Raw genomic sequence first — 12,915 nt, forward strand, 5'->3', positions numbered from 1 at the left:
TCTCAAAGCGCCCGAACTTTCCAGAAATTGACACACGAAATGACTAAAGTGATGTCATAGCAATTGCGGGAGTAAAAAATGACTGAAGAACTCACTCGCAGACACGACAAAGTAAGCGGTATCCAATCATTGTTGGCGCGCAGAGCGTCGATGCAATGGACTCACCTGAAAAATTTGATGAACCAGGGCAGCAACCGTGAAGCCGCAGCAATTGTCGAATCGTTCGAAATCCAAATGAGCCAAGAACAGCACCTGGAACAGCAGGTGGTCGACTTCACCCCTCAATGATTCTACAGACCCTGGAAAAACCTTTTAAAGCTGGCAGGCGCCAGCTTTTTTTATTGGGTCAAAATCTTCCCAGTTTTAATGTGCATGTCAGAGAAATGCCAGAATTGGCCATTAGATTAAGGGAACGGAAAGGGACAGCGCGGAGCGATTCTAAAATGACTAACGAAACAGCAAAAAAGACCGGCTTCCAAAATATGGTTTCGCAGCGCGATTCGATGCAATCCTGGACCCACGTGCGAACGCTCCTGAACCACGGCATTAACCGGGAAGCCGCCGCAATCGTTGAATCGTTCCAGAGACAAATGGACTTCGAACAGTCTCAGTACGGCGACACTCCAGTACAGGTGGCTGCATAACTTTGCCAGTTGAAAGCTCAGTCGAGACCTGTAAACGTTGAATTAACTCCAGGCATCTATAACTGTTCCACCTCACTTCACGTGGATTTCACACCAGCCCTCAATAATGAAACTCTCAGCAGAGCGAAATAGCGGCAACCGCCGTAAAAACAAGCTGAGCCAGCGTTTAATCATAGCCACATGAAATGCACGCAAACAGGGTGTGTTTCTTTGGGTATGAAACAACTTGGATATATCTTCCCGTTTTAATTCAATTACCGGATGAAACTCCGCAATCGAGTAGCAGATGCCGCCAGAAATCCCACCTATTAAGAACACCGATGCCGCCCAGCAGATTTCGCAATCTCCGGAAAAGCGCTCAGACCATGGACTGTTAACAGAAGCACTCGAACTGGCAATCGATACTCTTCCAGGGCGGTCAAAAAATACGGACAGTTCTGGGAAATCGGACTTCGGCGCCGCAGATGCCGCTGCAAGTTTCATAAAATCCGTACCACTCTTCATGGGACCGGGCAAGGGCATGTTGCTGTCAGCAGCATTGCACGGTCTGGACGAAGTGCATCGGGGTGATACAACGCAAAATCAAGTCGAAGATTTTGCCCTGGGAAGCGCCAAAGGCGTGGGCACAAAACTACTCATGGATAAATTCGGCGCCGCTCAAGAACTTTCCATGGCAAACAAAGGACTCATGATAGGTGGCGGCAGCAGTCTAATCGACAGCACCCTGACCCGCTCTACCTGGACAAATCAAACGACCGGGCAGTTAGACCTGGCGGGCGGCTTCACCAAAACAGCATTCAACACAGCTTTCGGAGCCGGAGTAGGTATGGCGGCGTTCCCGCTCGGTCATGCCTTCGGAAGTCGAGTCACTCCTGCAGCAGAGAAGTTGCTCGGCAACACAATCGACAAATCCATAGTTGGCGCCGTCACTACTGGTGGTGCCTTTGGTTTCACTTCAGGTGTTGTTGGTGAATCAGCGGCGCAACTCTATTCAGGATCATTCGATCCCCTGGCGATCGCAAGACGTGGCGTCGTCGAAGGGCTGAGCACAGCAGCAGCAGGTGGTGTCGGGCACAGATTCTCAAATCAATACGCCCTTAACAAAATCGAAGCCGCAAGAACAGCCGGCATTCAAGCTGAAGCAACGCCTCCACAGACCACAGCGGCAAACGGTCTGGAGGTAACGCCAATGCAGACCGCAACGGCAAACGGTCGAGTCGAAACACTGATTGGCAAGGATGGTCCGACTCGCGGCGATAATCTGAATCGCTCAATTACAGAAACGACAGATGGCAAAAGCGAGAGCACGAAGACTGCAAAGCTTGACGTAGACAATCGTCCCGCCGGCGAAAGCGACAGAGCCAGAGTGGAAAAAGAGTGGGAGACAATAAAACAACTGTCTCCAGAGCAAATCACACATGCAAAAGAAATGGCTCGTCAGGATCTTTCCGAAATTCAAATCGAACCAGGTAAAAGCGCCTGGGATGTAATCAACAATGCTTTCAAGACAGGCACTGTTGCCGACCCTGAAGCAGTCATGACGACAATAGCCATGGCGCGAGAGCACTTTTCATCATTGCGCACCGCTGATGGTGCAATCATTCCAGACCAGGCAGCTAACTGGGTGCACACGATGGGCGAGCTGGCCAGAGTCGTCCAATACAGCGACCTGGTTCGCAGCACAGCCGTCAGCCAGAGCGGCGAAACCGACCCTGCAAAAGTTCGCGCCATAGCAGACCAGGCAATGTCGCCTGAGGCAACTAAGCTGGCAATGATCGCTTCTGCCGGTTCAGACAGCACAAAATCACAGGCCAGTCCCTACATGCGAATGCTCGCGGACGGCACGACTGTGGCTGACAATCTTCCAGCAAATTTCCACACCCATCATCTCGAAGGCGTGCTAGCAATTGACGGCATTCGAAATCAGATTGGTCTCGCTCCACGAGAGTTCGACCTGGTCAAAAGTGGCATTCTGGCACATCAAGTTGCGCCACCAGAAACGATTATGGGACTGCTCTACTTCTTCAAAACAAGTGGAGCCGTAAGCGCCATTCAAAAAGCCGCTGAAGCTGGGGACACAAGCAAACTTGCGCCCTGGGTCCAGGAAGAAATCAAGGCAGATCCACAGTTCCCGCAGAAACTGGGCGACGCGCTCAAACGCGAAACGCGGGTGATGAGAGATCCTGTTGCAGAAGGAAACACCGGAGAGATAGCACCGCTTGCTAAAGGCATGCCCGTGATCAAGGCAATAGCAGATACAAGCTACTTACTCATGCCTGCCGCAGAAGTACCAAAAGGTGCCGAAATTCCGAAAGTAAAAATGACCGCAGACGGCAAAGGTTGGGAACTTGATTTGAACCCTGATGCTCAAATGCTTCTGCGCCTCGCTGGTGACTCGCACTGGTATGTCGCGCATCAACCGTCGGCTGCCGAGCGGAGCACCATGACACCTGACCAGATCAAATACTTCGACGATTTATGGAAAGTCAGTCAGGCAGTCTATGCAGGAGATAATGGACAGTACGGCGCACGCGAATCAGTCTACAAGTACGTGGCAGCAATGCGAGGACCGGGCACCACTTTCCATGATGGCACCGTCTGGGATTCAATTAACAGCATTGATACAAGCCGCATCGATTCGCGCAGAATACTCGACTCGGCAGGAAGACAGGTCCTGGACGACACCACAGCCAAAACAGCCCAGGTTTTCGATCGCACCAACGGTACATTCCGGCAAAGAGCTGACCAGGCGCTGATCAAAGCCTTCGATATCAAGACAGAGGGCAAAACGCCGGAAGAGATCCAAGCAGAACTTAAACAAATACCATATTACGGACGGCCGATCACTGAAGCTGATTACAAAGAGCAAACGCCTGACTATCAGCAAGCCATTCGTGTGCGCGCCATTCTCGGTGATGTTGCTCGCAGAGAAGCGGCGATGGATCCGACGAAACCGACCGACAATTTCCAGCCGGTGCGCGCAAAATAATTGATGAGGACAGCAATAATCATGACTGAACAGCTCGAACAACAATTGTCTTCAGCAAGCACCGAAGAATTGATGCAACGAAAGCGCGAATTAGAAAATGGCTTGTCCGCGGCCACGATTCATGGAGTCGAGATTCCAGAAGACCTCGCAAACGAATTGCAAGCCACTCAAAACGAGTTAGCCAGACGCTCGAGAGCTGTTTCTCATACCTGAAACAAAAGCGAAAGTGGTATTAGATATGGTGCGGACCCTAAAATCCACACTGATCGAGCCTCCAGGTTGATTTTTGTTAATAATACCGAAACCCTGAATGTGGCATAGTTTCGGAGAAACAGCTTCGCTTGACATCCGGCGCGCTAGCGTGAAAGGATAAACATGGGGCGCATTCTTGATCTTCTACGATCGCAAACGTCGTTGGCGCGACGTGCCCCTGGCGGGATACTAAAGGAACCGAAGGCAAAGAAATTGCCTGCTTGAGCACTTGCGTTCACTGCTTGGCCGTGACGTACTTGGCTTGCCGTGCAGACACCAGGAGGGTGGTGAATGAACGCGAGATATATTTTGCTTATTCAAAAACAATTTGACGAAGAACTCTCGGAGCGAGAGACATACGAGCTGCAAGGTTTCCTTGCCGGAAACGAAGCAGCAGCAACGCTTTGCGAAAACCTGCGACGACTCCTTGAAGAATCAGAGAATTTAGACTTACCGGAACAACTGAAACCACCAGACGCAGAAAACTTACTGAGAGAGATTCTTTCAGCTATAACCAAAACAGAGTCAAAGTCATGGTTTTCGAAAGTCAAAAAATTCGTCCGAAACAAGACGAAAATATCAGAGCCCAATATTACACACGCAGATGAATTAGCCGTCTTGCGCAAACACAAGGCAGCAGCGGAGCATCGCAGCAGCAAAGCCATGGACGCGCTGCGAAACAAAGTGATTGCTGAAGTTGCGCCTGTCACTTCACATGATGCCGTCAGCCTGGCCGTAGCTATTAAAAGACGAATGCTGGAACCGACGCCGGCTCCAACGACTGCAACTGGTCCGGCCACGCTTTCAACGGAGACAAGTGCAGTGCTTGAGACGAATCCAGCTCCTACGCCCTCAATTTCAGAATCGATGGATCAACTTTTCAGCTCCTCAAATTGGCCCGTTATAGCCCCAGGTGCTGTCGAAACATCACCGGAACAGCTGCCGGAGTTCAAGCCTCTGAGCACGCCTCCGCCATTCAACACTATCCTGCGAAACAGACTTAACCAACAACAACAACAAGAACAAGAAGAACAACAACAACAGCCCAGAGAGGAACACCGCCAGAACAACGCTGGCGGAACAGATAACCGAGCCTGGCTCGGCGATGATGAGCCGGTTGCGACTATGCCCGAATTTCCGCGCGGGGATCATCTGCAATCGGCTCAAAATCATCCTCCTGAGCAATGGTCCGTCCCTGTTCCAGGTACCTCGGGCCAGATGGAATCGATATGGCAGATGGAGCCGGAGACACAAGTACCTGTACCCGTATGGCAAGTAGAACTTGAGGCACAGCTGCCCGAGCCGGAATGGCACATGGATCTGGCAGCACAGGTAAAGCAGATGAAGATTGAACCACAAGCACCTCAGCCTACACCGCAACGGGAACAGGATTCACCGAGCCGGCAGACTGAACCACCAATCCAACCTGTAGCTGACAATGTCGACAAAGCAAGCTCTGCTCCAGTTCCGCATGAAGTCTTAAAGCCGTCCGGATTGATACCAGTTGACGACATAATTGCACACGTCAGTCAGATCTTTGCCGAAGCGAGCGATACAAAGGAAGACCCGCTTGGATTCTCGTCGGGGCCCTATCCTCAAATCAGCGAAATCGATTTGCGCAAAGCCAGGGCGGCCAGGCTTGCCACTAATGACAATACCAGCGAGTCAAGCGGACAAATAAGAGGACTCGGCAAATTCTTGCTCGACGAGCAGTCAGAAGCAGCCATCGGCAACCTTTCCAGCAACAGCGCGAACCTTTCACATGCACGCATCCTGTCTGACGAAGAGGCGATAGCACTGCAAGAGTGCCTCTCACCAATTGAGAGCCTACAAGGTGTTGCCGGCTGTATTGTCCTTGGCTATGACGGCATGATCGTCATGAACACTCTACCGGCTCATGCGGATCAAGACGCTTTGTCAGCCTGGGCACTTCTGACCTACATGAACAGCCACGAGTTGATCCGAGTGATCGGTCACACAAAACTAAGACAGTTCGTCTCGAGAACTTTCAGCGGATACTTACTGCTCGCCGATTTCGGGCAAGGACTCCTGCTTGCGGTTAGCGATAATGCATCACGCGAGGCGATTCTCCCCCTGATGAAGAGCATACGAAAAGTTACAGCTGCATAAGCAACCTAGAGCCGGAGAAGCTGACCAGGGGCTAACTTTCGGCTTTAGCGCGCCCACATCACACTGCGCATAAACTGCGGCCGGAAAAATGCGATCTCGTGCAGTCCATTTTGCGGAGTGTGAAATTTAGCAATATTTCTCAACCTTGTAAAGCTCTTTGCAAACCCGGATTGATAGCGCTCGTCTGGGTTTCGCCCTTTATTGGAATTTGTACTCGATACAGAAATACAGCTTTCCTTTACTATTGGGACAGAGTTGCGGAGGTCACCAACTAATGAACAATGACGATAGATTGAACCAAGATGAAGAGCAAGAAATTGTCTGCGAAGGCGCTGACTAGCTCATCTCATTTCGGATAAATCGATTCCATAATCGGGCAAGAATCTGATGGCACCATTTGCGGTGACGTCATTTTTTGCTTTTTGGCTGACAATCAAGCTCTTCTCAGTGCAGCTTCCAGCTTTATTCTGGTTTTATTCTGGTTTTCTAGTCGGAGACGGCAACCTGCCGTCTTGGGGCACTTAGCCCCCTCAACCAAAGCTGACCCTGCCGCCACCGCCGCCTCCACCGTTGAAGCCGCCCCGACTGCCGCGATCAAAGTTATTACCCTGACCAGAGTAAGTACGGTGCCCGCTGTAGTAGGCCAGACATTGATTGGCATATTCTGCGTATCGACGCAACGTTGCGTCTTTCGATCTCTCTAAAACCCAGCCGTAGTGCTGCTCAGCGGCAACCGTCTGATTTGTATTTTGATAGCACTGAGCAATGTAATAGTGCACCGTATCGCTGCAGAATCCAGTACTGTCAAGAATCTGAAAGTCTTTCAAGGCGTCGGCGTAGTTCTTCTTCTGAAAGTATCCAATCGCTTCCTTGAAAGTTGGATTAGCCATCAACTGAGCTTTGGTTGGCTTCTTGCCGTTCTTACCAACCCTGCTGACAGCCACTCCCGCCTTCAATTGCTTGGCCGCAACGGAAGGTAAAGACCCCGACAAAACGCCAGCCAGAATAACAGTAGTGAGCAGAACTTGGATTTTCATAGTTACAACCTTGAAGTTATTAATAGGATGCCCAAAAACAGCCAATTAAAACGCCGCTTACAGTCGTCCAGCCCCATCGCCGCTTGGTTTTGCACACCAGGAGAGCCTCTTGAAGACTATTGAAAAAGTCTTAATTCGAACACTTATTGTAAGCTGTAGGCGACAACATCGGGAGGTCGACTTATGGCGCACAGAACGAAACGGCTACAAAGGATAAGTTCGCTTACCGCAGCCGCATTTTTCGCTCTCGCTGCTATCGCTTCATCCGTCCAGGCCCAAACAGAACCGGCTCAGAAACCCATTATCGGCATAAACCTGGACCTTGAAGGTGCAGAGCACAGAGAAAGCAAGATTTCAGTTCTCTACTACGAAGCAATCAAGAAAGCGGGCGGCATTCCGGTTTTGATTCCACCCATAGCGGGTGCTGACTTGCGGGAAATTGTTCCGAAGCTGGACGGCATCATGATGATTGGTGGTGCCGACTATCCGCCTTCCCTGTACAAAAAAGAGACGGAAGAAAAAACCAGCATCATGGAGAAAGAGCGCTCCGACTTCGATGTCGAACTGACTAAAACTGCGCTGGCGACACCGGACTTGCCGATTTTAGGCATCTGCGCGGGCTGCCAGGTCTTGAACATTCAGCCGGGTGGCTCACTGACGCAGGACATTCCCACACATCATCCCGAGTCAACAGTGATGCACGCCAGCCGCGACGGTTGGAAGAAGGGCTTTAACAAGCACACAGTCACGTTCGAAGCTGACAGCAAACTGGGGAGAATCTACAAGGCACCGCTATCGGTACCAACATCGCACCACCAGTGCGTCGACAAGGTAGCTGCCGGATTCAAAATCGTTGGTCGTTCAGCCGACGGTTTACCTGAAGCAATAGAAAAGACAGGCTCAAAGTTCGTAGTCGGTGTACAGTTCCACCCCGAGCGAGATTATGAGGCTAACAAAGCGCTCTTCGCCGAGTTGATCAAATACGCTAGCGAGCGCCACAAAAACCGGGAAAAACTGGCTCAGGACGGCAGCACGCACTAAGTTGCGAAGATTCTGAATTATGTAGGTACGAGGGGTTTTTCCCGTAATTCGGCCGGATAATATGTTATAGACAAAACTAGGAGTCTGATGGCTCGAAACTGACACTGTGAGGGATCGCGGAAGTGCCGAACTGGTCAAAGGAAGACCACGAAAACGAAGAAGGCGTTATCACCGAGCGCAAGCAGAAGGTCGATAAGCCACCGATGTACAAAGTGCTTCTGCACAACGACGACTTCACAACCCAGGAATTCGTTGTGCTCATTCTGCAATCGGTTTTTCATAAAAGTTTTCCAGATGCTTTCAAAATCATGATGGCCGTTCACAATGCTGGAATCGGCATTGCCGGGGTATACACGCATGAGATAGCAGAAGCAAAGTGCAACAAAGTGATTGAAATGGCTCAATCGCAAGGATTTCCACTTCTTTGCACCGTTGAAGAAGAATAGTGCCGGGTAGAACAGAATAAGACAAGCGCGAAGCATAAAAGAAGAAGAAAATATGATCACAAAGGAATTACAAGACACGCTCAATCTGGCTTTGCAGGAAGCGGTAGCTCGCAGACACGAATACCTGACACTGGAGCACTTGCTTTTCGCGCTGCTCAGTGAGAAGACGTCCAGCCAGGTGATACGCAATTGCGGCGGAAACATCGACGAGTTGCGAAAAGAGCTGGATCAGTTCTTGAGAGAAAGCATGGAGCGCATGGGCGACTCATTCAGACAGAACCCCGAACCGAGCGCGGCGTTCGAACGCGTGCTCTCCCGCGCTGCTATGCAGGCTGAATCTTCGGCCCAAAACACCATAGATGGTGGCAACGTGCTGGCGGCAATGTTTCAGGAGCGCCGTTCTCACGCCGTATATCTTCTCGAGAAACAAGGCATAACCAGACTGGACGTGCTCAACTACATCTCGCACGGCATCTCGAAAGTTGGCGGACGTGACGAAGACGAAGAAGGAGCGAATGCCGGTGGTTTCGATGAAGACGACGACCGACGCTCAGTCAAAGATCCGCTCGCGGAATTCACTGTCAATCTGATTGAGCGCGCTAAAGACAATAAGATAGATACACTGATCGGTCGCGATGCCGAAATTCAACGCACAATTCAGGTTCTATGCCGCCGCCGCAAGAACAACCCCATCTACGTGGGCGATCCAGGCGTAGGCAAAACAGCTATCGCCGAAGGTCTGGCTTTGAAGATCTTCAAAGGTGAAGTACCGGAAGCTCTCAAGGGAGCAGAAGTCTTCGCCCTCGACATGGGCGCGCTGATTGCCGGAACCAAGTTTCGTGGACAGTTCGAACAGCGCATGAAAGCCGTGATTCGTGAATTGCAAAAACGCCCGGGCGTGATTCTATTTATCGACGAAATTCACACGATTGTCGGCGCAGGAGCCGTGTCAGGCGGGTCAATGGACGCCTCCAATATCCTCAAACCGGCGCTTGCCAGCGGCGAGTTACGCTGCATCGGCTCGACCACATATCCTGAATACAAGTCAGCATTCGAACGAGACAAGGCGCTCGCCCGCAGATTCCAGAAAATCGATATTGGGGAGCCGACAACCGAAGAAACGATCAAGATTCTTCAGGGCTTGAAAAGCTATTACGAACAGCATCACGGCGTCACATACAGCGATGAAGCGATCACCGCATCGGCTGAGCTAGCAGCCAAGCATATCAACGACAAGTTCCTCCCGGACAAAGCCATTGACGTCATCGACGAAGTCGGTGCCGCTGTCAAACTGATGCCGGAATCGGAGCGCCCTTCCAGAGAAGTGACCACGCACGATGTGGAGCTGGTTGTAGCGCGCATGGCGAAGATTCCGCCCAAGTCAGTCTCGGGCTCGGACAAAGAACGCCTGCAGAACATGGAAGCAGAGCTCAAGTCAGTTCTGTTCGGGCAGGACCACGCGGTCGAGCAGATGGTGCGAGCGATCAAATTGTCTCGTTCAGGTCTGAGCAACCCTGGCAAGCCAATTGGTTCATTCCTGTTTTCTGGTCCGACCGGAGTTGGAAAAACCGAGCTGGCCAAGCAGCTAGCCAAGGTTCTCGGCATCAGCTTCTTGCGTTTCGACATGAGCGAATATATGGAGAAGCACACTGTCTCACGCTTGATTGGTGCACCTCCCGGCTACGTCGGATTCGACCAGGGTGGATTGCTCACAGATGCCGTCGCCAAAACACCACATGCGGTGCTGGTGCTTGACGAAATCGAGAAAGCACATCCAGATCTGTTCAACATCTTGCTGCAGGTTATGGATCACGCCACCCTGACCGACAACAACGGGAAGAAAGCTGATTTCCGCAACATCATTCTGATCATGACGACAAACGCCGGCGCCCGAGAGATGAGTGCAGGCGACATCGGATTCGCCCTCTCGCCAAGTCTGGAACAGGAGTTGTTCAAGCCCTCGGCTAAAGTGGCAGATCCCACAGGCAAAGGCAAAAGCGCACTGGAGCGCACCTTCAGTCCCGAATTCCGCAATCGCCTCGACGCTTCGGTAGTGTTCCACCAACTCGGTCGGGCAGAAATTCTGCGAGTAGTCGACAAGTTCGCCGATGAAGTGCGCATACAGCTGGTCGATAAAAACGTAGACCTTAAGCTGACCGATGCTGCAAAACAGTGGTTCGCGGTCAAGGGATTCGACAAACTCTATGGCGCAAGACCGATGTCGAGAATCATCCAACAGAAGATTCGCGAACCGCTGGCAGAAGAATTGCTTTTCGGCAAATTGCAAAAAGGCGGCAGTGTCATCGTCAACGAAAAAGACGGCGAAATCGTGCTGGAAGTCAAATCATCCGACCCAGACGACCAGGAAGTGGTGGTCAAAGAAACCGGCGACCAGACTGCAAAAGTCGCAGAGTGACCCCACTTCATTTAGGCGGCTGACTTCAACTAGGCGATTGCCCATTCCAGACCGTCGGGAAGCATCCGCGACGTGTATTCGATGTGCACGATGCGTCGGTGCCCTTCGTCCCGTGCTGTGGATGACCGATGCACAAGCAGCGGACGCATCAAAAGAACATCGCCGCTGCGCGCAGCACATACCTGATAGGACCCTTTGGCGTCCATATCGTCAATTCTCTTCTTCGAAAGAACGCCAGTATAGTGCGAACTTGGAATCACTTCCAAAGCGCCATCTTGAGGCTGGCAGTCATCCAAATGTATGCGCACCGTCAGCATACGCGAAAGATATTCGACGGGCGGTTGCACATGTAAAATGCCATTCTTTACCGACCAGGCTGAGAAGCCAGGTGCATCCACACGCTTCTTGACGCCGATATGCAAATCTTGATGCCAGTTCAGATACCAGGCAGCATCCGGGTCATTATCCAGCAATACAGCTCGAACCGGAAAGGCGGTTGGTCCGAGAATTTCTTTGACCATATTGAGGATGGTGGCGGACTCGGCGATCTGGCAAACTTCGGGAACTTCCTTAAGCAGGTGCCGCATGGCAAACACGCCGGCTCCGCGCTTCCGCACAGTTGCACTGACTTTCGCATGCTCGATGGCAGCGAGAATCTGATCGACCTGTGAGGCGTTAAGAACGCCTTTTCTCAATGAATAACCTTCGTCAGTGAAAGTCTTAGTCATATCTATGAGGCATTCTTGTGACATGATTCCCCGCCAGTGCTAGGCATATATCGAACATGGAGAGTAATTCTACACACATTCGCGAAAAAGTCATGGTTATTCCGCTCAAATTCACAATTGTCGCTAGAGGCGCCCGTGAACGTTTCCGATGTCTGAACAAAATCAAATATCGGCAGTCTCCAAAACGCGCTCCTGGCGCGACCTTTTTACGACCAGAGCATGCTGCTAAACTGCCGACATTCCAGAACGGGTGAACTCAAGTATGTACCTTTTTAAATTGGCAAACGTTTTGCTGGCCGCGGCGACGGTTCAATCAGCACCTCTGACCGACGTAAAGCGCCTGTCTGATGAACCGGTTCTCACCCCGCGCCCCAAGTTCTTCGACGACATGGCTGCCTATAACCCTGCTGCCGTTAAGGTCGGCAAGAAAACGGTGCTTCTCTATCGAGGCCAAAACAAAGCCGGCACGTCACAAATAGGCTACGCAGAAAGCACCGACGGCATTCACTTCACCCGCAGCGCCAAACCAGTTCTTTCACCCGAAACCGCATATGAAAAGGATGGAGGCATCGAAGACCCTCGCCTTGTCAAAATCGACGGCACCTACTACCTGACATATACAGGCTACAACAAAACGGATGCGCAATTGTGCCTCGCCACCTCTAAAGACCTGAAGAAGTGGGACCGGGTCGGAATTATCATGCCTGCAAATAAAGGCACGTGGAATACAAAGTGGACGAAGTCTGGTGCCATACTTACGACCAGAGTTAACGGCAAATATTGGATGTATTACCTTGGCACCGCAGACGGTGCCGACCAAATGGGACTGGCCTCATCAACCGATCTGAAACACTGGCAAGACGCCACGAAAAAACCGGTATTGCCAAAGCGCCCCGGCATGTTCGACTCCAAGGTGGTCGAGCCCGGTCCGGCACCGCTATTAACGGATGAAGGCATTCTGCTTATCTACAACGGCGCTGACGACAAATTGGTCTATCGCACCGGCTGGGTTTTGTTCGATAGGAAAGATCCGACCAGAGTGCTGCGACGATCAGACGAACCATTCTTTGTACCGGAAAAGAAGTGGGAAATCGAAGGGCAAGTGCCCAACGTGGTTTTCGTTGAAGGTCTGACACAAGAAGGCAGCAAGCTGAACTTGTATTACGGTGGCGGCGACACAAGCACCGGCGTTGTGCAGTGCGAACTCAAGAAATAGATCGTCTTTCAACGAT

The 12,915-nt window shown here is 51.4% G+C and carries 11 protein-coding genes; 9 read left to right on the plus strand and 2 right to left on the minus strand.

The features are described from left to right. Positions 1–78 precede the first annotated feature (78 nt). The 5 genes from EKK48_13595 (at position 79) to EKK48_13615 (ending at position 6,015) form a co-directional block, all read left to right on the plus strand. Positions 79–288, plus strand: coding sequence for a hypothetical protein (locus EKK48_13595; protein ID RTL41395.1), 210 nt, complete (start codon positions 79–81; stop codon positions 286–288). Positions 289–443: 155 nt separating this feature from the next. Next, positions 444–644, plus strand: coding sequence for a hypothetical protein (locus EKK48_13600; protein ID RTL41396.1), 201 nt, complete (start codon positions 444–446; stop codon positions 642–644). A 286-nt stretch (positions 645–930) separates the two neighbouring features. Then, positions 931–3,633 (plus strand): hypothetical protein, encoded by a 2,703-nt coding sequence (locus EKK48_13605; GenBank protein ID RTL41397.1) that lies wholly within the window; start codon positions 931–933, stop codon positions 3,631–3,633. A 21-nt stretch (positions 3,634–3,654) separates the two neighbouring features. Continuing rightward, positions 3,655–3,846: a hypothetical protein gene (locus EKK48_13610; GenBank protein RTL41398.1), complete on the plus strand. Its 192-nt coding sequence runs from the start codon at positions 3,655–3,657 to the stop codon at positions 3,844–3,846. Positions 3,847–4,176: 330 nt separating this feature from the next. Continuing rightward, a complete protein-coding gene (locus EKK48_13615) occupies positions 4,177–6,015 on the plus strand; it encodes a hypothetical protein (GenBank protein ID RTL41399.1) in 1,839 nt (612 codons plus the stop codon). Between the two features lie 530 nt (positions 6,016–6,545). Here EKK48_13615 and EKK48_13620 read toward each other — a convergent pair. After that, positions 6,546–7,052: a hypothetical protein gene (locus tag EKK48_13620; GenBank protein ID RTL41400.1), complete on the minus strand. Its 507-nt coding sequence runs from the start codon at positions 7,050–7,052 to the stop codon at positions 6,546–6,548. Positions 7,053–7,235: 183 nt separating this feature from the next. Between EKK48_13620 and EKK48_13625 the strand changes: the two genes are divergently transcribed. The 3 genes from EKK48_13625 to clpA all read left to right on the plus strand — a co-directional run bounded on the left by EKK48_13625 (position 7,236) and on the right by clpA (position 10,955). Then, a complete protein-coding gene (locus EKK48_13625) occupies positions 7,236–8,093 on the plus strand; it encodes a gamma-glutamyl-gamma-aminobutyrate hydrolase family protein (GenBank protein RTL41401.1) in 858 nt (285 codons plus the stop codon). A 203-nt stretch (positions 8,094–8,296) separates the two neighbouring features. After that, positions 8,297–8,539, plus strand: a complete 243-nt coding sequence (locus EKK48_13630; GenBank protein RTL41550.1) for an ATP-dependent Clp protease adaptor ClpS — start codon at positions 8,297–8,299, stop codon at positions 8,537–8,539. A gap of 52 nt (positions 8,540–8,591) precedes the next feature. After that, the gene (gene clpA / locus EKK48_13635; GenBank protein ID RTL41402.1) at positions 8,592–10,955 is read left to right on the plus strand and encodes an ATP-dependent Clp protease ATP-binding subunit ClpA; all 2,364 of its coding nucleotides are present in this window, start codon (positions 8,592–8,594) and stop codon (positions 10,953–10,955) included. Positions 10,956–10,984: 29 nt separating this feature from the next. Here the strand turns inward: clpA and EKK48_13640 are convergent, their stop codons facing one another. Further along, positions 10,985–11,707 carry a phytanoyl-CoA dioxygenase gene (locus EKK48_13640; GenBank protein RTL41403.1) on the minus strand — a complete coding sequence of 241 codons (723 nt, stop codon included), beginning with the start codon at positions 11,705–11,707 and terminating at the stop codon, positions 10,985–10,987. A 238-nt stretch (positions 11,708–11,945) separates the two neighbouring features. Here EKK48_13640 and EKK48_13645 point away from each other — a divergent pair, with 238 nt between their 5' ends. After that, positions 11,946–12,899 carry a glycosidase gene (locus EKK48_13645; protein RTL41404.1) on the plus strand — a complete coding sequence of 318 codons (954 nt, stop codon included), beginning with the start codon at positions 11,946–11,948 and terminating at the stop codon, positions 12,897–12,899. Positions 12,900–12,915 lie beyond the last annotated feature (16 nt).

Source organism: Candidatus Melainabacteria bacterium (assembly GCA_003963305.1).
Lineage (GTDB): Bacteria > Cyanobacteriota > Vampirovibrionia > Obscuribacterales > Obscuribacteraceae > PALSA-1081.

Coding starts and splice junctions, on each gene's coding strand:
- EKK48_13610 (RTL41398.1), top strand. CDS start 3,655: ATGACTGAACAGCTCGAACAACAATTGTCTTCAGCAAGCACCGAAGAA.
- EKK48_13630 (RTL41550.1), top strand. CDS start 8,297: ATGTACAAAGTGCTTCTGCACAACGACGACTTCACAACCCAGGAATTC.
- EKK48_13595 (RTL41395.1), top strand. CDS start 79: ATGACTGAAGAACTCACTCGCAGACACGACAAAGTAAGCGGTATCCAA.
- clpA (RTL41402.1), top strand. CDS start 8,592: ATGATCACAAAGGAATTACAAGACACGCTCAATCTGGCTTTGCAGGAA.
- EKK48_13605 (RTL41397.1), top strand. CDS start 931: ATGCCGCCAGAAATCCCACCTATTAAGAACACCGATGCCGCCCAGCAG.
- EKK48_13645 (RTL41404.1), top strand. CDS start 11,946: ATGTACCTTTTTAAATTGGCAAACGTTTTGCTGGCCGCGGCGACGGTT.
- EKK48_13615 (RTL41399.1), top strand. CDS start 4,177: ATGAACGCGAGATATATTTTGCTTATTCAAAAACAATTTGACGAAGAA.
- EKK48_13625 (RTL41401.1), top strand. CDS start 7,236: ATGGCGCACAGAACGAAACGGCTACAAAGGATAAGTTCGCTTACCGCA.
- EKK48_13640 (RTL41403.1), bottom strand. CDS start 11,707: ATGTCACAAGAATGCCTCATAGATATGACTAAGACTTTCACTGACGAA.
- EKK48_13620 (RTL41400.1), bottom strand. CDS start 7,052: ATGAAAATCCAAGTTCTGCTCACTACTGTTATTCTGGCTGGCGTTTTG.
- EKK48_13600 (RTL41396.1), top strand. CDS start 444: ATGACTAACGAAACAGCAAAAAAGACCGGCTTCCAAAATATGGTTTCG.